Origin of the sequence: Pseudomonas sp. 18.1.10 (assembly GCF_024655625.1) — a bacterium.
Lineage (GTDB): Bacteria > Pseudomonadota > Gammaproteobacteria > Pseudomonadales > Pseudomonadaceae > Aquipseudomonas.
This window is the reverse complement of sequence record NZ_JANLGL010000001.1, coordinates 17,140-35,897: the sequence shown is the minus strand read 5'-3', so window position 1 is coordinate 35,897 and position 18,758 is coordinate 17,140. Positions and strand designations below refer to the sequence as shown.

The following is an 18,758-nucleotide window of genomic DNA, read 5'->3' as shown; positions in this document are numbered from 1 at the left end:
CTCGGCGGCATTCCAAGCGTTCACCTACAACAATAAGAGAGAACCGTCATGCTGCAACATCCACTCTCGCGCTGCGGCGCTGCGTGTTCATTGGCAATGGCGTTGGGCAGCAGCCCTTCGGTCCAGGCCGAACAGTTCATTGGCTTTGGTCAACCGGGAATACCGGGGCGCTGGGCGCTGGAAACCTTCCCGGTGTTCAACCGCAACGCCGACGGCAACGTGCGTGCCGGCGGCAATACGGTCCTTGCCTATTTTTCCGAGACTGGCTTTACCGACACCACCCGCGACCAATTGCAGTTCTGGGTCGGTGCAGCACCCGGCTACGCCAGCACCAACGGCGCGAAGAACACCAGCCCATGGGGCATCGCATCGCCCAACCTGGGCTTCGCCTACTATTACAACGTGGTCGAACCGAGCACCGAATACGGAGCGTCGGACTACACCACGTTCTGGACCAACCCGACGCTGTCAATCGAGTTCCCCAACGGCAACAACGACGTCGCAGGGTATGGCGCCTTCGCCAACCGCTATGCAGTGAGCTTCAGCCTCGCCAACTACCTGCGCGTCGGAAAATTCGCCGCCACCTTCACTCCGGTGGGTATCCATTACGCCGCGCGCAACCGCAACAGCACGGATTTCGGCACCGGCGATCCCAAGCGCCTGCAAGGCGGTGTCAGCCTGTGGTTGGCCAACGTTGCCGCCGGTTATCTCGTCACGGATGACCTGTGGCTGGGGGTGCATCACGTCTACCACATCAACAATCGAACAGCCTCGGACTACGCCGAATCGCGGGTTGGCAAGATCGGACCGTCGATGACCTACACAGGGTTTTCCAAACAGGGGCTCTACGTGTCTGCAAATCTGAATTTCGACTACTACCACAGCGCCAACCTGGCCCATTCCAATGAACTGACCATGGCGCTGGTGAAGTTCTTCTAGCCCCAACTGTCCCCCTATTTGAGGAAAAGCCCTATGCACACCCCAACACCCACGCCCTCACCGCACGATGTACCGGTGACCGTACGCTGGCTGAACCCCATTGGTTGCTCGATGTTCGACGCACCGATCGCCGACTTGCTGCATGGCATCAAGCAGCCTTCGACACACATCGAGGTGGTGTCCTTCGACATGCAGCCCAGCCCCACACACTTGGAGTACCGGGCCTACGAGGCCATGACTTACGAGCGCACGGTACGCATCGCCCGCGATTGCGCTCAGCAAAATATCGATGCGCTGGTGATTGGCTGTTTCTACGATCCGGCGCTGGAGGATGCCAGGGAAATCTCCGGCAATTGCCTGGTCATCGCCCCTTGCCAGGCCAGCCTGCAGATCGCCGATCAACTCGCCAACCGTTATTCGATCATCGTCGGGCGAGACAAATGGATGGAGCAAATGCGCGAGCGCGTTCGCGGCTACGGCGCGGCGGATCGACTCGCCTCCATGCGCGCGCTGGGCATGGGCGTCGATGAGTTCCAGAAAGACCCGGCCCTCACCCGTCGCCGAATCATTGAACAGGCTTTTTTGGCCGTTGAGGAAGACGGTGCGGAGGCCATCATCCTTGGTTGCACGATTGAGTTTGGCTTTTTCGAACAGGTGCAGCGTGAGGTCGGCGTCCCCGTGATCGACCCGGTGGTCGCCGCGTTCAAGATGGCCGAGGCCATGGCGGGCATGAAGCAGCGCTTCGGCTGGAGCCCCAGCCGCGTCGGCAGTTGCGAGCCACCACCGGAAGCCGAAATCAAGGCCTTTGGCCTGTTTCAGGGTCCGGTGCCAATTGGTAACCGTGTGCAAGCCTAGCCCTTACTTGGAGTACTCCCTATGAGCGACGTCACGCCAATGCCCGCACAAGGCAACTACACCACCACTCGGCAAGTGGGCGATGTATTCAGAGACGTACCCCTGACCCGCGAGCACCTCAAGTGCTGCCTTGCCCTGTTCTTTGTGTTCGCCATTGAGGCGTGGGAGATGATGATTATCGTCTACACCGCGCCGCTGATCGCCCTGGATTTTTCCCTGGATGCGCTCGCCGTCGGACACCTGATCGGCGCCATGTTCATCGGCATGCTGTTGGGCTCGCTGGTCTGGGGCAAGCTGGCCGAACGTATCGGACGCAAGGGCGCGGTGGTCTGGAGCCTGGCCAGTTACGGCGTGATCTCGCTGGCAAGTGCGTTTGCCCCCGACTACGCCTCGCTTTACGCGTTAAGGCTGCTTTCGGGCGTGGCCGCAGTCGGCATGATGGTGGTGACGTTTGCTCACTATCAGGAACTATTGCCAGTACGCCATCGCGGCGCGCTGACCGTGTACCTGGCCTCGGGATGGCCAATCGGCATGCTGCTGGCGCTGGGCGCGACCGTATGGCTGATGCCCTATGGTTGGCGCACGATCATTGCGGTGAGTTCACTGGGTGGGCTGTGGGCATTAGTGGTGGCGCGCTGGGTGCCCGAGTCGCCGTACTGGCTGGCCAGCGCCAAGCGCCAACCGCAGGCGCGCGCGGTCATCACCCGATTAAGCCGCGGCACCGTGCAAATACCTGAGGATTGCTTGCTGCAAGTGGACCAAACGACGTTAGGGCGCCAGCGGGAGCTGTTTTCACCAGCGCTGTTCAGGATCAGTGCGTTGCAGATCCTGGTGAATTTTACGTTCTCCTGGGGTTACTGGGGCTTGCAGACCTGGTTGTGTTGGCGCTGACGCCGAATTGAACCAGTTGCCGATATGTCACTGACCCAGTCTGATTCCTCGAGAACCATTGCCAACGCTGGATTTCTGCTGCTTGGGGTGGGGCAGTCTTGCGCCAGCACGTGGGTCAGTTCTGTGTTGGCATCTACAGAAGGGCGTCAAATCGCGATCATCACCTATACAAATGCTGCATCCGAGGAAATTTCCCGCCGTCTTGAACACGATCCATTGGTGGTCGTATCAACTATCCACGCGTTCTCTTGGCGGATGATTCAAGGCTTTAATACCGACATTCGTGAGTGGCTTAGGGCCAAGCTCACGCAAGATATTGGCGAGCTTAATGAGAAGCTCGGAAAGGCTCGAGGGCAAAACAAGACATTTCTAGCAAATCAAGCATCAAGGGATAGCAAAGCTCGTCGTCTCGATTCCCTAGATGAGATATCGACATTCATTTACAGCCCTACTGGTGACAATCGCGGTAGGCAAGCCCTAAATCATAGCGAAGTCATTCAAATGGCCGCTGCTTTTATTCAGCAGCCTCCATTGCTGAACGTTATGGCGGATCTGCATCCGGTAATTTTGATTGATGAGAGCCAAGATACTTATGGGCCTCTCATGGACGCTTTTCTGCAAGCACAATCCCTCATCCCTGACCGTTTTTGTCTCGGGCTTCTCGGCGATACCATGCAGCGTATCTACAACGATGGGAAGGTGCGCTTGGAGGAAGCGATCCCTCGAGACTGGGCTGTGCCCGAAAAACGTATGAACCGTCGGTGCCCAACACGGGTCGTTAATCTGATTAACGTAATTCGTGCGAGCACAGACAGCCATCAGCAGAAGCCAAAGCCTGACGCTATAGAAGGCACGGTTCGAATGTTTTGCACCCAACAGTTACCAGGTCAAGGTTTCGAGTTGGAGGAAGACATCGCACAGCGCATGGCGGCCATCACCGGCGACGCTCAGTGGGCAACTGGTAAAGACGGAAGAAAATCTCTGATTCTTGAACACAAAATGGCCGGACGCCGAATGGGGTTCGAGGGTGTGTTCACACCGTTGTATGGAGTTGAGCACCTGCGAACGGGGCTACTGGATGGAACACTGCCAATCTTGAAACTGTTCTTCGAACGGGTAGCCCCTATTCTTCAAGCTGCCAAGACGAACAGTTTCAGTCTCATGGAGGCTGTGCGGCTTCAATCTCCGCTTCTCGATACTAAATCCATAAAAGACGCGCCCGACCAGTTAGCCTTGCTTGATAAAGCAGGATCAGCAACTGAGTCGTTGTGCGAACTATTCAATTCCCACGATCCCCTGATCGGTGAGGTGGCTCATGCTCTGTTCGAAACAGGCCTACTAGATCTCCCTGATCGCCTTGTGACAGCTCTATTGCTGGGCGCCACAACTGATGATCCTCCCGACACATCGGATCGTGATGCATTAGAAACACATGCATACCGGACTTTACTGGGGCGCCCTTACTCGGAAATGGCTGCGTTCGCTGGCTATACCGAGGGACTATCCCCTTTTGACACACATCAAGGTGTGAAGGGACTGGAGTTTCCAAGAGTCATGGTTATCCTCAATGACGAAGAGGCAGGTGGCTTCCTTTTCAGTTACGACAAGCTGTTGGGGGTCAAGCCTGCTTCAGACAGCGATGTAAAAAATCAACGCGAAGGCAAAGATGACTCTTTGGCACGCACTCGTCGCCTGCTGTACGTCACTTGCAGCCGGGCCGAAGAAAGTCTCGTCATTGTGGTTTACACCGCTCAGCCGGCGACGGCGAAACAGCGAGTGATTGAGGCAGGCTGGCTCCAGCCAGAGGAGATCGAAATCCTATGACCTCCTCTCGCAGCTAGTTGGCCGTTAAAAGAACTGGGGGTTATTTCCTCGCTATGGAGTGCGCCACCTTTTGGCTTGGCATGCTATTTATTCTCGGTAGGTTGAAACTCCCTGCCTAGAGCCTGCCAACACGTTTGGTATAGACCGTTAGGTAGTCTTTTTCCGGCTTGATTTTGCCTACAAAACCACGATCATTGAGCGCCTGACAAAGACGAGCATCAAGCTCCGAATTCGGCAACCGCACAGTACGTTTATCCCCCAACAACTCAGCATATCCACCGGAGAGCGAAGCCAACATCGACGAGGTCGTAGCCCAATCGACATGCAGTTTGAGAGCCTGATGCAATAGCTCCTGCTTTTCACGTTGCGGAAGACTGACATCGCACGCCCGCGACGCAATGATGCTTCTGCAATTCCGAGGCATGATGAAGTTCTCGGCATTAGCCCTGGCGCACACCAATGCAAGTTTCCCGACTACAGCCACGTGACCAGCCTCTTCTCGCTCAACCAAACCCTCCCACATCACGGCAATATCACCAATAGGGACAATGCGTGCGGCGCTGATTAAACCGACAGTCTTCGGATCGAGCTTTCGCAGGTCGACATAGTCACGGGCTTCAGCCCAGCACCTGATCAGATACGCCGCCTCTGCGGTAGGAGCATTGTTGACAATTTCCTCAAGAACTTGGCCATCGAAAAGCACGAAATGAGCCTGGGCCAGAAACGCCCATCGGTCAGCCGATATGTTCAGCCCTGCGAGAGACTCAGGGCCGACAGAGGTACTCCCGAAAATTTCATCGAGCGAGTCATCGTCAAGCTCCGAAGCCAGTAAATAAGCTTTCAGGTCATCCGCCTCATCTCTCGCATCATCCCAAAGCCGCTGAGCTTCACGGGCGTTCCTAGCAAGGAATGCTGTGAAGATGTCTCCGATACGATCCTGTTCTTCCTTGTCAATCGATTCAGATGGAGTCTCTGTTGGCCTTACAATGATGCGGATATAGTAGCTCCACGCAGCATTTGGAACGAAGGTAACACGGTCTAGTTCTAGAGCCTTCTCCCAAATGTTATCGGTGAACCCTTCCAAGTCATCAATCAAACATTCAGTGTGCTGGAACAAACTCTCCTGCACTTCTTGATCATCCTCTACTAAGCCGAGAATGAACCTTAGGGACTCAGTGTCTTCCTGGAGCTTACCTTGTTGCGTCATCAGCTCGAAGATGAAGTCTTCAGGAGCTATCTCAATCAATGAATCAATTCCTGCGAGACCCAACGCTCGAAGGCGCTTGCAAGAGACATCTCCCCTCTCGTCCGCAAACGTTTCAAGGATCAATGCCATCATCGGGAGACTCAGTTGCAAGCAGCCCCAGCCAATCAATTGCGTCAGCGTACTCGCACCGACCTCTGCGGAGAGATTATTGAAGCGAACAGGCTCGCGGCGAAGCCACGCCCAGCCATCGATGTTCGAGGCCATACCTGCGATCAGGTGGTTAACAACTGTGAGACTGGCAATAACTTCAAGCAACGGCTGCCGATGAGCCATAGCCTCAAGGTGTTGTTGAGACAACGCGTCCATGATCCCGCACACCAAAGCCTGTCGAGCGTCAGCCTCCTTGAATCGCTCAGTGCTCAGAATCACGGTGAACAACTCGGGGGCGAGTGCATACACAGCGCGAACGAGCGGTAACCTAGCATCCCCTGCAAGAATGATAGATACAGCCTCAGCCAATCGGCCCGCATTCTGATGACCGCTTTGCAGGATGACGTCCAGCTTTTGCGTTCTTGTGTCGGACAGCTCAGTCAGTGGCGCCGATAGTGAGAGTTGAACAATTAGGTCAGAGATAATGCCTTTGCCATCCCCGAGAGCATCATGCTCCAATTTGCCAGCCACTCGCTCAGGATTCCGGACTGGCGATGCGACGTCGAGAGTGGCACGTCGCCTGAGTGCGAGAATCAGATTCTGATCGTCGCGAGTCAGCGAGCCTTCGTAGAAAAATCCAAGGTAATCTGTGTAGTCGGTGTCGAGATAGCCAGCGCGCATTAGGTAAACGACGATATCCATTCCTTGCAGCCGCTGGTCAATGATTGCTCCATAATCACCACGGGCGGCTTCACGGAACGAAATCGTCTTGATCTCGGTGAGCTTCCTCTCTGCCGCCCCAATGGCCTCATCCATCGACTTCATGGACTGATGAATCCATGCGAGACGAGTACGATAGGATGCCCGTGTAAGCGCATCATTTGGACGAACAATATTTCCAACTGGGTGGTGATGCGTCCACTGTGAAAAAAGGGTGCCTTTGAGTTGCTCAGCCTCAGATATTTTATTGAAGACCTCGTCCTGTAGAAATTCGTTGAGGCTTACCCGCTCAGAACCGTCTACTAGAACGTAATTTGCACCGTCTATTCCGCTCGCCCTCAGCACCTCGAACCAGACACTTAACCTAAGATCGATTACGCGCTCTTCACCGTGTTTCTCACGCTGGGACTTTTCTTCGATTAATCGTTCGAGCTCAGCGAGTGCCTGCGATGGTTGGTTAGCCCAAGCAGACAACCCCGTGAGCAAGCCGTACACCTTCCCTCTCCGCTTAACCAGCTCTGCAAATTCTTCTGGATAGAGGTTCCTGAGCACCACGATGGCAAACAACTTGTTTTGATCCAGCTTGAGGCCACCCTGGGACAGCAGGCTCGCAAAAATGTCGTACTCATTGACGATGTTCTTTATCAGCCGCATCTCATCTATGTAATAGCAGACGGTCTCCACGAGAATTGGGTCAAGATCAGTACCCAGCTTTTTGCCATCAACAGCCCGAGTCATCATGAGCTCTTGAAGCTTCTCCCTTGAGTTTTCAGAATTGACGACAGGGATCACCGGGATAATCAGATCAAAAAATTTCGTCTTGTCGGTGACGGTAAACAGCTCATCACGAATAGCGTAAATGAAGTGAACAGGTCGAGTAATTTGCGGCGAGTGCCGGATAGTGAAGTTGATCTCGCGCAAGCGAAAAAATATTTCCTGAGTTCCGAAACGATCCAGATCCTCAATCACCACGACGCGGACATCGCTTCGTTCAAAGCAATAGATAATTTCATCTACGTTCTTGTGGAGTACGGATCCGTGATTCACGGCCTCTAGCTTTCCACCTTTTAAGGTTAAGCCGTCGATACTGAACATAGATAGAAATTTGAGTCCCGAATAGAGAAGATACAAACCACCCAGCCCTGTTACCGAGACTGCCAGCCAACCCGGGATCATTAACAGGCTCGTCAGCAACCAAGCAGGATCTAACGCAGGTACCTCCTTCAATGTAGGGACATAAAGCCGCAGGCACGCAATGAGCATTACTCCCCAAAAAATCGTGCGCCTAGCGATGCTACGCCCTGATGTCTGGACAATTCGCTTGAGCCTGGTTTTGGGTACGCGTGCAGTTGGCACGGCGTAAAGGAGCTGCTGGACAATCGTTTCCTCGATCCTTGCGATCAAATCGCTTGAGGTATTACTCTCGCCGGAATCCTGTACTGACTGGGAGCTTCTGGCTGAAGTCTCAGAGCGTTCAGCGTCCGAAACCGTCAACGGTGGAGGTGCATCTTTGCTGAAGGTTGCGAGTGAAACATAAGCCGTTTGAAATTCTGGATGCCGCTCAAAAAAGGTCTTCAGGACACTGCTCTTACCTGCCCCATATCCACCGGTAAGTGCGATGTTCAGAACCTCATCCTTTCCCAGTGCGCCAAGCAATTCGCGCTCATAGCGATCAAAGTGGTCACTATCGATGAGGACTGGTGTGAGTGGCTCAAAAGACCCTGGCGACGAAGACGCGGAGCACAAAGATTGGAAGATGCGGATCCCTTCTTTAGCAGCAACCAAAAAAGCGGAATATTTTAGTTTGATACTGGCGGACAGTCCCTGCGACATTGGTAATCCTGGCTTTAGACATCCATGCCTTTAGGCTTGGGTATCTGCAAAGTAATTGAGCACCAGCTAGGCCAGCGCCATCTTCTATAGCGGCTATATGCCATAATTAGCACGCTTTGAGCCAGCAATGCTTTACACGCCTAGATATTCAGCATTCTCGCGACCACACTGATGACAGTTGTTCGCCCAGCTTTGCTCAAGGACGACATCAAAGCCACGGCTCGCATAGGGCAGTTGAATGAAACAGCCTCAGTTCGACTTTGACCTCAAACGCGTCTCCCGCGAAAACTACATAACAGGCAAAGCCGCGATCAATTTCCCCTATCCAGGAAGCACCACGGGTGGGTGGCATTTCCTTTCCTATTTTGATCGGGAATCCGGCGAGACCAAAGTGTCATTGGCAGGCATCCATTATCCTGACACCGCAGCCTACTTTGGTGACCTTGGCATCATCGACGTGACCGATGAGCTAGCAAAGCGTGGATGGTCTGTGGAGGGCCGACGTCTGTTCATGGCCGATCACTACCGAGCCGCTGCGGACATGATCTTTAGATGGGCATTGAGTGAGTCTAATCACTGCAACGTAGAGATCGATGATTGGTTCCCCTCTCGTGCGGAAAGACAGCGACTGCTAGAGACTCTAGATACAGCAAGGTCAAAGCTTTCCGAGGTTGGCCGATGGCAAAAAGTGGAAGCGTGGCTGCGTACGCAAACCTTGAGCTAGGGTAGTCGGTAGTCTAGATCGCAACAGAGCAAGCACCGAGATGGGTTCTGGGCTGGAGTATCCAGCGCACGAGCACCGGGAGCCCACTCATGTCTTTAGCCCGACATCACCTTGGCATTACAGGTCGTTGACAACACTACATATGGTGATTATGTCTGCAATAGCAGCACATCATATGGTGTAAAAAGCTATGAACCGTGAAAGCATTCAGCAAGCAGCCCATCGTCTTATAAGGAAATTTGGGACAACCAAGAACGCCTATGGCCAAACCGACACCTGACGCCATTTCAGATGCTGGCACCTGAAGTTGCGGCCCATATTTTAGGACTTGATTACCAGCTCCTTCCTGACCTGGGTTCTCCACTGTTCGGGCGAGAGGGAGAGCGCTTCAAGGCTGCTGGCTTAATGAATCGCTCGATTCGACGCATAGCAGTTTCCACCGAATTCCCGATGAATGTAATTCGGTTCACTGGCGCACATGAGGTCGGTCACTTTGTGCTTCACGAAGATGAGGTGATGCATCGTGATAAGCCTTTGGACGGATCGGCACGAGGACAAAGTCGTCCTCCCAAGGAAAGGGAGGCTGATTACTTTGCGGCGTGTTTTTTGATACCAGCCCGACTTCTACTGGATGCTTTTGCTGCTCAATTTCAAATGAAGGGCCCCTTCCCCTTCACCGATACCACCTGTTACCACCTCAACCCTTCAGATCCATGGTCGCTTCTGAACGCAGAAAGGGATTCGCTTGATCGAGAGATTTCGCTGGCAAGGTGTGCCCGGTTCAATAACCGTAATTTGATTCCACTTTCGGTTCAATTTGGGGTTTCGGATATTGCGATGGCGATTCGAATCAAGGAGCTTCAGCTAGTACGCTGGCCTTAGCATCTATCCCCCTTGATGCTCTAGTGCCGATGTTCAGTGGTGCGTCGGCCAAAACAAGTCCCTGGTTGGTGGGGTTTCAACGAAATCGATGGATGTACTGAGTTCGTCTTGCATGTGCTCGAAGACTTTGTCGAGACGCGGATGAGCTTTCGATTCTCGCAGTGCATTCACTAACTCCAGAAGCTCTCGCCCTTGGGCTAGCGGCATCTGGATATCGCAGTACACCGTGTCATCGTCTTGTCCCATGCCCTCACCCGCTCAGTCTTTTTTAGATTTATTTCTTGCGGCCCTATGCTGCTCCAGGTGTCCCATCTCTGCTTCCCAACTCGCCAGGAATTTATCCCAGCCTGAGGCGTAAGGCCCATCGACCAACCTGGTCGACCCGACGCTTGCCTGGTAGAAACGCTCTCTCCAGGGTTGCGGAATAGTCTGCTCCAAAATGATGATGATTCCGGAGTTATGGCGCACCACCGAGACAGAGTTACGAACCTCAGTGAGCTCCAGTAGCCTATCGTTACAGGGGGTGTCGTTTGGCTCTTGGTCGTCGAGATCATCAAGGATGGCAAGAAGATGGGATGCGTTGGGATCACCAGGACGGAGGCTGGCAAGTGCCCACAGAGTCCTTCGCCTAGCGCCCTCAAGCTGACGGAGTTCATCGTGGGTCATTTCAGCCGCATCCTTGTTGATTTGATATCGGACAGTAGCTATGGCGTGCCGCCTGCGGCGGGTGGCTGGCGTGAACCGAGCCGTGGCAAGCCACGTCTCGACCCTCCGGGCTTTCATCCAGCACGCCTGCGCGCTCCGCTTGCCTGCTGAACTGCACGGTAAGAATAGTCCTGCGCAGCAAGACATGATTCTGACTGCGCTCTCTAGCGAGGGGGCAAGCGTGGCGCATACCCCACCCACTGCCATCCTTTTTTATTTATAAAACTTACTGAAGCGGCTCGAAAGAGTTGCTGGCTCAATGGTTTCCCAGCTTTCTGGATCCGCCGTAACGCTGAACATTAGCCAAGCCCGCCACAGAAAAAAAGCAGCGACCATAGTCGCTTCAATTGTCGCAAATACAGTGGTGTTGTACATGTAATTCGGGTCATCTTTGCCAAACAGCATCAGCACTGGAAATATCGATGCAAACCAGCCTGCAACGAATGTCAGACAAAAAGCTATAGCAGCCGTAAATGCCATAAAAATAGGAACTTGATATCTATAGTGAGTCGCGAACATTTTTTCGCCGCTCTCTTTCTGAAGTCCATATATAAAGCCGTCGTTTTCTTCTTTTTTTCTTTTATTTTTAAAAACGCCGTACAACGTCACATTTTCGCCAGCCTCAAGTTCGTCATAAAGCTTATTCGTCAGCTGTAGTTTTGGTATCACGGCCCCATTAATACTGACATTAGCCTTATAACCGCCACTTATACGATCCGTATGCCGAACGTAATCGACTTTCCCAGAAAACTTCACGCAATCAAATTTCATTACTACCTATCCCTGCCTTCGGTCAAAAAATCGCATTCGGTTCATGCCAGGAAGCCTTCGATCATGGTTGCAGGTAGGCATGCGGAGGCTATCCAATGCACGCTCTATGGAGCGGCTCGCATCAAGGCCACCGAGCCATGTCCCACCACCCGCTCTCCTGATCAAACCATCGCTCCTGACACCGTGACGCCTTGATCGACGACCGCCTGACAAACCTAATGCCACGATAATATCACTATGGTCTGTTTATCGAAACACGCTTGCCGTGGCTCTATCCTCAGTTTTGAGGATCCGACTCATGCATCTGAAAGAAGCGCTGGCAGGAGCATTGCGTGGAGCTCGTGCTCATCAGGGTTTAAATTACGAAGAGTTGGCGGGAGCAACGCACAGAACGTACGTTGGGAAGCTTGAGCAGGCCCGAGCGAATGCGACGCTGGAGAAACTGGATGAGATCTCTGACTACCTAGGCCTCGACCTTTTGACTATGGTCACTCTCGTCGTTGCTGCGCAGGGTGAAGAACTCCCGTCAGAGGCTTTACAGCGTACTGCCTTGCGTGTCAGGGAATTCGAGATGTCTGGAGGGTGGCAGTTGGTGGAGGAGCAATTCAGTGATGGAAAGCTCATCAAGCGCTCCCAGGGTAAGCCTAAGCAGCCGCTTAATGCGGATTACGTTCGAGCCCTGAAAGCGCAAGGTTTCGACAGAAAAACAATCGCTGAAAAACTCGGCATTGCCAGAAGCACAGTCCAAAAATATTGGAATACATAAGTCTGCAGAACATCAGCAATCCTTCAGTCTGAGCAAATCGCGGTTTATGGCGCGCCCTATCGGGTCGGCTGTCGTAAACCATGCCATGGCTGACGCCAAGTCATGGCCCTCTGGGCTTCCATCCTCGCGTCTCCGGCCTTACTGGCCTGCGCGCTCCGCTTGCTCTGGTCATTTTCATCGACGGAAGAAATTCGGTATACCTCAGCCCTGCGCAATAGAGTGCAGTCATCCTGTCCGTCCAGATTTCTGTTGGAAGGTGCAGTCGCGGGGTGGACAATACGGGTTTGGTCACTTGATAGATGGCCACTGAGGAAGGAACCCGCGCATGAGTCAGAAAGTCCTGAGGCTTCCCCGGAACGAGGTCGGTCGCGACTTCGTTATCGGTGACATTCACTTCAAGTCGATTGATCTCTCCAAAGGATTGATGAAGCTCGGTTTCGACAAAACTATCGACCGAGTCATTGGGGTGGGTGATCTCATAGATCGCGGGCCTGGAGTCCTCGACGGTCTGAAGCTTCTTGGTGAGCCGTGGTTCTTCACCGTTCAAGGTAACCATGAGCAGATGCTTATCAACGCTTACAGGGAAAACCCCAGCGCTCGTTATGTAGCTCATGGTGCAGGCTGGTGGTCGACCATCGCTGACGAATCGAAAGAGATGGTCATTGGGAAGCTCGAGAGCCTTCCCACAGTCATAGAAATCGAATCCCCTCGCGGTTTGGTTGGCGTTGTTCATGCTGATGTCCCTGCTGGGATGTCATGGGTCGAATTCACTCGAGACATATCAGTCCCTGCTGTAGAAGAGATCGCGCTATGGGGGCGCGAGCGGATCAAAAAGCATCATCGTGAAGGTGTCAAAGGGGTCTGGCGTGTGTGCACGGGGCACACCTGGATTCCGGAGCCTGTTCGGCTAGGGAACGTTCTTGCACTGGATTGCACCGGAGGGGGTGAAGGGCCACTAGCTGTCTATTGCGTTCAGGCGGACACGATTTATGTGGAGGGGCGCCCCGTGTCTCTTGACCAGTCGGAGGCTGTTACCGAGCTATTGGACGAACTTGAGCAGGCTTTAGGTCATCTTAAGGCCACCACCAACACTAACAAGCTAATTGAGTCACAACGCTTGAGCCATGAGGCCGACGAGTTAGCTCGTCGAGTGAACACTACCTGGCTGACTTTGCGTTCGGAAATTGGTGAGTCTCAGAAGTTGCTTAATGCGCTTCACGGACTCAGCTTGCTCACCGGCGAACGAAGGTTAGCTAAGCTCGAAGAGCTGAAATTCAAGCATGCCGGCACCCAGATTGAGGGATTGCTGTCGAGGCTTCTTGATTGAGGGTTGAGTACCAGTAACCTTGGGGATCTAAGAGAAATGATGGCCGAATCTGTGCGAGTAGTTCGTAAATGAAGCATGTGAGACTAATACGACATGGAGAAAGCGCTGCGAACGCGGGCGAAGCCACTTCAGATCACGCGACCATTACTCTCACTCCGAGAGGAGTTGAGCAAGCGCAGCTGGTGGCATTGTCGTTCAACCATGCTCCGGCTCTGATCGTTGCCTCGCCTTTCACCCGAGCGCACTCAACCGCTATGGCGACAGCAGCGGTGTTTCCTCATATCCCTTTTGAAACGTGGCCCATCCAAGAATTCACTTACCTTGAACCCGCGCGGTGCACTGGCACAACCGTCGCTGATCGGCGCGAATGGGTGGAGGCGTATTGGGCCAAAGCAGATCCTGGTTTCATGGATGGTGAAGGCGCTGAGTCATTTCTAGCTTTCATAGCTAGAGCTCAGTCTTTCCTGGAGCGTCTTGCTGAACATCCCGCTCAAGACATCGTAGCGTTTTCGCATGGTCAGGTTATCAACGCTGTAGCCTGGCTGATTGAGCGCAAGCCGCTCGGCATTGACGGCGGAGCTATGGTGGACTGGCATGAGTATGAGATCGCGAACCACGTGCCCAACTGTGGTGGTTACGTGCTATCGAAAGATGCCGACGAAGCCGGTTGGAGAGTAAGCCGGTCAGCCCCCGAGGAGCCACAAATGGATGACGCTTGGCGTGTGCCGGGCAGAGCCTATCAAATCGCTCGTGATCCTGAGCGCCGGCTCATCGAAGAGCGAGCCGAGGCTCTCTCAGTCGCAGGCTATCCGCTGCCAGGTGATGATCCGGCTATGTACGCTGAGCAAAGGCTGAAAGCTGCCAGAGCGGCTGCTCGTTCATCCCAGGTAGGTAGCGTTAGCGAGAACACTGCGGCTGAGCTCTCAGCGAGAGAGGTATGCCAGTTATTGCGAGAGGTCACCTTCGAGCGACGGACGATTACCAAGGTGAGTCAGGCGTCTTGGGATGAGATTTATGCGGGCCATTTCGCGGTGAGCGTCGATGGGTGGCGGCTATCGATCTACAACGACTGTGACACGCTCGAATACTGCGAAGAGTGCATCAGCCCTGATGGGCGGCGCTGGTCGTTTAACTCTGGGGATCGATTTGGCACTGATCCGGTTGCACTGCTCAGTACATGGGAGCATCAGATGCTTGAGCGTATTCTGAAGGCGCTCTAGGGAGCCAAGGTCAAGCGTGCCTCTACGAGGACGGCTGTCGCGAACCAAGCCTCGCCGTTGCCGAGTCTTGGCCCTGTGGGCCTCCATCCTCCCGCCTACGCGCTCCGCTTGCTAATGACCCCACGTCACCCCTCCACAAGATTTGTGGCCCAATAGCCTCGTCGTACTTCGGACGTGCTGCTTGGATGGAAGTGAGTTGTGCATACCAGCCCTCGCCCTTGCAACCCAATATGGACAGTTCTAAAGGTGAAGGCGATAAACGTAAAAACGGAGCCCCCCTGTCGAAACGTCCTTTTCCTTACTCAGCGCCGAAAGAGACGGTCTAGAACCAGCAGCGCTACTGCACCAATCGCGATTGCAGCAACTGGTTTCTCTTTGACGAACGTAGATACGCTGTCCAGCGCATCGCCATAGGTTTGGGTCAGCTGACCAGCAGCTTGACGTCCAGCACCTTCAGCTTCCAACTTCGAATCACCAAACAATTTTCCGACTGCGCTCTGCGCTTTGCCGGCAACCTTTTCTACAACGCCTTCAACTTGTTCGCTCTTCATGATTCACCAAACCTTCGTGTGTGATTGAGTAACCCAGAAAAACCTGGGCTTGAAGCAACCTGCATAGAGTTAGGGGAACGGGCGTAATGATTAGTTCAAAGTTGATGAGCCTAAGGATTTGTCCGCAAGACACCTCACCATTTCTTGTGCTGCGCTATGCTGAGCGGCCCTGAAGGAGATCACGCCAATGTCAAAGGAATACTCGTTGTCAGATGTGCTGGAAAGGATGTACGAAAACCAGCTCGCTCTCGAAGCTGCACTCATGGAATTGACCCTCCATGTGGAGGCTCACGGACATGCGGATGTAGGAAACAACGTCCGTGGCGCCCTTGAAACCATTGGCGAAAACGCCGGACATATCAAGCAAGGTCTAGCCCGGCTCAAAAAACTCCCATGAGGCAGCCGCTTTTTGATTTTGATCTCAAACGTGTCTCACGCGAGCACTACATAACCGGGAAAGCTGCGATAAATTTTCCTCATCCGAGAAGCACAACTGGTGGGTGGCACTTTTTGTCGTACTTCGACCGAGAAGCAGGAGTGGCGAAGGTGTCGCTTGCAGGCATCCATTATCCAGATACCACTGACTTTTTTGGCGATGCGGGCGTAACTGACCAACTGTTTCACCGTGGTCGGTCGGCAGATGGGCGAAAACTATTTATGGCTGATCACTACCGAGCAGTAGCCGACATGATTGCGAGATGGGCGCTGAGCGAGTCCAAGCACTGCAATATTGAATTGGCTGAGTGGTTTCCGTCAGCAGGCGATAAGCAACGATTGCTTAGTCTCGTGGATACTGGGAAGTCAAAGCTTCAAGAAATAGGAAAACTGGAAAAGGTGGAGCTTTGGCTCAGCTCGCAGTAACGTCAATGGAGCAATAGGAATGCAGCCCGCACAGGGCGAGCACAACGAGGGCAATGGATATGCGCAAAAAATCTCAACCGTGGCTTGTCCCGCTTCTAATTCTTATCGCTGTCTTATGGGCAATGGGCACGAAAGACACACCTCCAAGCCCAGCTAAACCAAACCCACCTCCTCCCGTTAATACCCTGGTGTCAGCTCCCCTTCCTGAGACCCAGCCTCTCCAAACCCAACTGATCAATCAATATGTGAACGCTGATAAGCTGAACATCCGGAGTCAGCCTGCTGGAAAGGTGATTGCTTCCATGAAACGGGGTGAAAAGGTGCAGGTGTTTGAAAGGAAAGATGATTGGGTTCGGATAAGCGCCGATGGGCAACCGGCTAAATGGCTGTCATCTAAAAGCCTCTGCGATGCGGTGAATTGCTACGTAATCTCCAGGCCGGAAACAACTCGCCCTGCACGCCTTTCACCTCCGCCGACACCTAGGCAAACCCCGAGCTACGGATCTTCCTGCCCTTGTTCATCTGGAACAGTCTGCATAGGGCCACGGGGCGGTAGGTACTGCATTACCTCAGGTGGGAACAAGCGCTACGGTGTTTAACCGAAGGTCGCATCCTTCGCGACAACCCCTGGATCCAGTCGATGTTCTAATGTCTCAGGTAGATTTTACTTCCACATTAGACGCGTGGCCTTACTGCCATAAGCGCTATTGATTGAGCCTTGATCGAAGGCAGCACATCCTGAGGAAGCTAGGGCGTTAAGCCCTAGCAGATCTCACTTTTTCTTTTTTGCAGGTTTCTCTGCCTTGTCTGATTTCTTCGCCTTTTCTGGCTTGCTATCAGCTTTCTTTACAGATTTCTTCGGTTCGGAGTCTTTTTTCTTGTCTTTCTTTTCGGAAGACTTTGAAAGAGCCGATGCCGCTGCAGATTTTTTTGCTGATGAGGACTTTTTGTCTTTAAAGTCCTTGCTGGCTTTCGAAGTTTCACCTTTGCTTTTCTTGTCGTCTTTAGCCACGTTGACCACCTCTCAGAGTATGCCGTTGTTGGCAAAATGCCTGTGCAATTCTTCACAAGCTAATCATTAGGTGAGCGCGTTCACGGGCGGTTCAAATTTTTATTGCGTTGAAATAGACAGGCCGATTTGGTCACGTCTTTCCTGATCAACGTTTTCAACAGCCCTATACTAGGATAGTACGACGCGACGGCGAGCAATCCGTCCTGGTTTGCAGCAGAAGTGGCATGAACACCGCCCTCTCCCGCCAAGCATATGGCGTCCGGAATGGCAATTGCGGTCGTCAGTGGTCTACCAACCGTCAGATCGCCCAAGGCGAAGCTCACGTCTATAGCTACTTGGCTGGACGCATGGGCTGAGGAAACGTCACACGGATTCAAAAAGCCATGTTGTCGGCCCCGACCACCATTCTCCTTAGAACACCCGAATCGTCCAGAAATAATGAACGCGTCGCTGCCTCAAGTCTCAGAACTGTATGCGGGCATGCGGGCCGTCATGACGATGAGAGAGCTATTCGAGAAGATGATGAGATTCCCGATGGGGATCGCGCCGCACCCGGCCCTGCGGATGTCGAACGAATGCCAACTGCTAGGTAACGATTTACTCGCATGCTCCTAACAATATACCCACAGCGCCAACTCTAATGAATCTGGAGGATTCCCATGCGACCTCAAACAACTTTTATATTCGACCTTGATGGCACGCTGACCGACAGCGTGTACCAGAACGTAGCCGCATGGAAAGAGGCACTCGATTCCGAGAATATCCCGCTGGCTATGTGGCGTATTCATCGGAAGATTGGTATGAGCGGAGGGCTGATGTTAAAAACCTTGTCCCGTGAAACGGGTGTAGAAATTACTGATGAGCAAGGAAGAATCTTAAGTAAAAAGCATGCGGCTGCGTATGAGGCCCTCAAAAGCCAAATAACGGCACTCCCAGGTTCAGTCGAGCTACTAAAGACGCTCACCCACGAAAATATACAGTGGTGCATCGCAACCAGTGGTGGCGTTTCTACAGCCAAGATCAATTTAAAGGCGCTGGGTTTAGACATTAACGAAATTAATATAATCACCCGCGACGATGTCAAATATGGAAAGCCTGATCCAGATCTTTTCCTTGCCGCAGCGCAAAAGCTCAAGGTACCCATTGAGGACTGCTTAGTGGTTGGAGACGCCATATGGGACATGCTTGCAGCAAGGCGGTGCAAAGCGACAGGTGTGGGCTTGCTCTCAGGCGGCTACGATATTAGCGAGCTAGAAAGAGCGGGAGCCCTGAGGGTGTACGAGGATCCTCAAGACCTATTGCAACATTTAGAGGAAATAGCATCCCGACCTTGATTTCCGACAATCACTTTCAGGGCTTTTTATCAGCGGATTGATGCGTTTTCGCCGATAACCTTTCAATGCTCTGGGGGGGTTGCAGCCCCCAGCGCCGTACTGGAACTCACTTCACTTGCGCAGGTGAAGTAGGCTCGACAACGGTAACCAGTAGCCCTTCAGGACTTTGGATGCAGGGCAGGAAAC

18 protein-coding genes and 1 pseudogene are annotated in these 18,758 nt (G+C 53.2%); 13 read left to right on the top strand and 6 right to left on the bottom strand.

Translation table 11 applies throughout. From position 1 onward, the window contains the following. Positions 1-48: 48 nt before the first annotated feature. From NUV89_RS00200 to NUV89_RS00185, 4 genes are read left to right on the top strand one after another with little or no spacing between them, the layout of a single operon-like run. A complete protein-coding gene (locus NUV89_RS00200; protein ID WP_257779817.1) occupies positions 49-939 on the top strand; it encodes a hypothetical protein in 891 nt (296 codons plus the stop codon). A 33-nt stretch (positions 940-972) separates the two neighbouring features. Then, positions 973-1,794 (top strand): aspartate/glutamate racemase family protein, encoded by an 822-nt coding sequence (locus tag NUV89_RS00195; protein ID WP_257779816.1) that lies wholly within the window; start codon positions 973-975, stop codon positions 1,792-1,794. Positions 1,795-1,815: 21 nt separating this feature from the next. Then, positions 1,816-2,685: an MFS transporter gene (locus tag NUV89_RS00190; protein ID WP_257779815.1), complete on the top strand. Its 870-nt coding sequence runs from the start codon at positions 1,816-1,818 to the stop codon at positions 2,683-2,685. A 24-nt stretch (positions 2,686-2,709) separates the two neighbouring features. After that, positions 2,710-4,509 (top strand): AAA family ATPase, encoded by a 1,800-nt coding sequence (locus tag NUV89_RS00185; RefSeq protein ID WP_257779814.1) that lies wholly within the window; start codon positions 2,710-2,712, stop codon positions 4,507-4,509. A 115-nt stretch (positions 4,510-4,624) separates the two neighbouring features. Here the strand turns inward: NUV89_RS00185 and NUV89_RS00180 are convergent, their stop codons facing one another. Further along, the gene (locus tag NUV89_RS00180) at positions 4,625-8,419 is read right to left on the bottom strand and encodes a hypothetical protein (protein WP_257779813.1); all 3,795 of its coding nucleotides are present in this window, start codon (positions 8,417-8,419) and stop codon (positions 4,625-4,627) included. Positions 8,420-8,657: 238 nt separating this feature from the next. Here NUV89_RS00180 and NUV89_RS00175 point away from each other — a divergent pair, with 238 nt between their 5' ends. Both NUV89_RS00175 and NUV89_RS00170 read left to right on the top strand, forming a co-directional pair. Then, positions 8,658-9,143 carry a hypothetical protein gene (locus NUV89_RS00175; RefSeq protein WP_257779812.1) on the top strand — a complete coding sequence of 162 codons (486 nt, stop codon included), beginning with the start codon at positions 8,658-8,660 and terminating at the stop codon, positions 9,141-9,143. A 291-nt stretch (positions 9,144-9,434) separates the two neighbouring features. After that, positions 9,435-10,025 (top strand): ImmA/IrrE family metallo-endopeptidase, encoded by a 591-nt coding sequence (locus NUV89_RS00170; RefSeq protein WP_257779811.1) that lies wholly within the window; start codon positions 9,435-9,437, stop codon positions 10,023-10,025. Positions 10,026-10,058: 33 nt separating this feature from the next. On the opposite strand, the gene NUV89_RS00165 is transcribed toward NUV89_RS00170, so the two are convergent. The 3 genes from NUV89_RS00165 to NUV89_RS00155 form a co-directional block, all read right to left on the bottom strand. Further along, positions 10,059-10,271 (bottom strand): hypothetical protein, encoded by a 213-nt coding sequence (locus tag NUV89_RS00165; RefSeq protein ID WP_056789399.1) that lies wholly within the window; start codon positions 10,269-10,271, stop codon positions 10,059-10,061. A gap of 12 nt (positions 10,272-10,283) precedes the next feature. Further along, entirely contained in the window at positions 10,284-10,691 is a 408-nt protein-coding gene (locus NUV89_RS00160; protein ID WP_257779810.1) for a hypothetical protein, read from the bottom strand. A gap of 252 nt (positions 10,692-10,943) precedes the next feature. Next, a complete protein-coding gene (locus NUV89_RS00155; protein WP_257779809.1) occupies positions 10,944-11,501 on the bottom strand; it encodes a hypothetical protein in 558 nt (185 codons plus the stop codon). A 298-nt stretch (positions 11,502-11,799) separates the two neighbouring features. On the opposite strand from NUV89_RS00155, the gene NUV89_RS00150 reads away from it, so the two are divergent. The 3 genes and pseudogenes from NUV89_RS00150 to NUV89_RS00140 form a co-directional block, all read left to right on the top strand. After that, positions 11,800-12,267 carry a transcriptional regulator gene (locus NUV89_RS00150; RefSeq protein WP_257779808.1) on the top strand — a complete coding sequence of 156 codons (468 nt, stop codon included), beginning with the start codon at positions 11,800-11,802 and terminating at the stop codon, positions 12,265-12,267. 325 nt (positions 12,268-12,592) lie between these two features. Continuing rightward, complete coding sequence (locus NUV89_RS00145) at positions 12,593-13,594, top strand: metallophosphoesterase (protein WP_257779807.1); 1,002 nt, start codon at positions 12,593-12,595, stop codon at positions 13,592-13,594. 68 nt (positions 13,595-13,662) lie between these two features. Next, positions 13,663-14,271 (top strand): annotated as a pseudogene (locus tag NUV89_RS00140) (histidine phosphatase family protein); the annotation flags it as partial. A gap of 845 nt (positions 14,272-15,116) precedes the next feature. Here NUV89_RS00140 and NUV89_RS00130 read toward each other — a convergent pair. Continuing rightward, a complete protein-coding gene (locus NUV89_RS00130) occupies positions 15,117-15,365 on the bottom strand; it encodes a CsbD family protein (protein ID WP_082340961.1) in 249 nt (82 codons plus the stop codon). A gap of 187 nt (positions 15,366-15,552) precedes the next feature. Here NUV89_RS00130 and NUV89_RS00125 point away from each other — a divergent pair, with 187 nt between their 5' ends. From NUV89_RS00125 to NUV89_RS00115, 3 genes are read left to right on the top strand one after another with little or no spacing between them, the layout of a single operon-like run. Beyond that, positions 15,553-15,762, top strand: a complete 210-nt coding sequence (locus NUV89_RS00125) for a hypothetical protein (protein ID WP_257779806.1) — start codon at positions 15,553-15,555, stop codon at positions 15,760-15,762. Continuing rightward, positions 15,759-16,226: a hypothetical protein gene (locus NUV89_RS00120; protein ID WP_257779805.1), complete on the top strand. Its 468-nt coding sequence runs from the start codon at positions 15,759-15,761 to the stop codon at positions 16,224-16,226. The genes NUV89_RS00125 and NUV89_RS00120 overlap by 4 nt, the downstream gene beginning before the upstream one ends. Positions 16,227-16,279: 53 nt before the next feature. Beyond that, positions 16,280-16,825: an SH3 domain-containing protein gene (locus NUV89_RS00115; RefSeq protein WP_308220179.1), complete on the top strand. Its 546-nt coding sequence runs from the start codon at positions 16,280-16,282 to the stop codon at positions 16,823-16,825. A 173-nt stretch (positions 16,826-16,998) separates the two neighbouring features. Here NUV89_RS00115 and NUV89_RS00110 read toward each other — a convergent pair whose 3' ends face one another. Further along, positions 16,999-17,247, bottom strand: a complete 249-nt coding sequence (locus tag NUV89_RS00110) for a hypothetical protein (RefSeq protein ID WP_257779804.1) — start codon at positions 17,245-17,247, stop codon at positions 16,999-17,001. Positions 17,248-17,897: 650 nt separating this feature from the next. Between NUV89_RS00110 and NUV89_RS00105 the strand changes: the two genes are divergently transcribed. Further along, positions 17,898-18,572 carry an HAD family phosphatase gene (locus tag NUV89_RS00105; RefSeq protein WP_257779803.1) on the top strand — a complete coding sequence of 225 codons (675 nt, stop codon included), beginning with the start codon at positions 17,898-17,900 and terminating at the stop codon, positions 18,570-18,572. The last annotated feature ends 186 nt before the right edge of the window (positions 18,573-18,758 follow it).

Bases quoted from the DNA above. Each gene is read 5' to 3' on its own strand.
- NUV89_RS00200 (WP_257779817.1), top strand. From the start codon at position 49: ATGCTGCAACATCCACTCTCGCGCTGCGGCGCTGCGTGTTCATTGGCA.
- NUV89_RS00195 (WP_257779816.1), top strand. From the start codon at position 973: ATGCACACCCCAACACCCACGCCCTCACCGCACGATGTACCGGTGACC.
- NUV89_RS00190 (WP_257779815.1), top strand. From the start codon at position 1,816: ATGAGCGACGTCACGCCAATGCCCGCACAAGGCAACTACACCACCACT.
- NUV89_RS00185 (WP_257779814.1), top strand. From the start codon at position 2,710: ATGTCACTGACCCAGTCTGATTCCTCGAGAACCATTGCCAACGCTGGA.
- NUV89_RS00180 (WP_257779813.1), bottom strand. From the start codon at position 8,419: ATGTCGCAGGGACTGTCCGCCAGTATCAAACTAAAATATTCCGCTTTT.
- NUV89_RS00175 (WP_257779812.1), top strand. From the start codon at position 8,658: ATGAAACAGCCTCAGTTCGACTTTGACCTCAAACGCGTCTCCCGCGAA.
- NUV89_RS00170 (WP_257779811.1), top strand. From the start codon at position 9,435: ATGCTGGCACCTGAAGTTGCGGCCCATATTTTAGGACTTGATTACCAG.
- NUV89_RS00165 (WP_056789399.1), bottom strand. From the start codon at position 10,271: ATGGGACAAGACGATGACACGGTGTACTGCGATATCCAGATGCCGCTA.
- NUV89_RS00160 (WP_257779810.1), bottom strand. From the start codon at position 10,691: ATGACCCACGATGAACTCCGTCAGCTTGAGGGCGCTAGGCGAAGGACT.
- NUV89_RS00155 (WP_257779809.1), bottom strand. From the start codon at position 11,501: ATGAAATTTGATTGCGTGAAGTTTTCTGGGAAAGTCGATTACGTTCGG.
- NUV89_RS00150 (WP_257779808.1), top strand. From the start codon at position 11,800: ATGCATCTGAAAGAAGCGCTGGCAGGAGCATTGCGTGGAGCTCGTGCT.
- NUV89_RS00145 (WP_257779807.1), top strand. From the start codon at position 12,593: ATGAGTCAGAAAGTCCTGAGGCTTCCCCGGAACGAGGTCGGTCGCGAC.
- NUV89_RS00130 (WP_082340961.1), bottom strand. From the start codon at position 15,365: ATGAAGAGCGAACAAGTTGAAGGCGTTGTAGAAAAGGTTGCCGGCAAA.
- NUV89_RS00125 (WP_257779806.1), top strand. From the start codon at position 15,553: ATGTCAAAGGAATACTCGTTGTCAGATGTGCTGGAAAGGATGTACGAA.
- NUV89_RS00120 (WP_257779805.1), top strand. From the start codon at position 15,759: ATGAGGCAGCCGCTTTTTGATTTTGATCTCAAACGTGTCTCACGCGAG.
- NUV89_RS00115 (WP_308220179.1), top strand. From the start codon at position 16,280: ATGGATATGCGCAAAAAATCTCAACCGTGGCTTGTCCCGCTTCTAATT.
- NUV89_RS00105 (WP_257779803.1), top strand. From the start codon at position 17,898: ATGCGACCTCAAACAACTTTTATATTCGACCTTGATGGCACGCTGACC.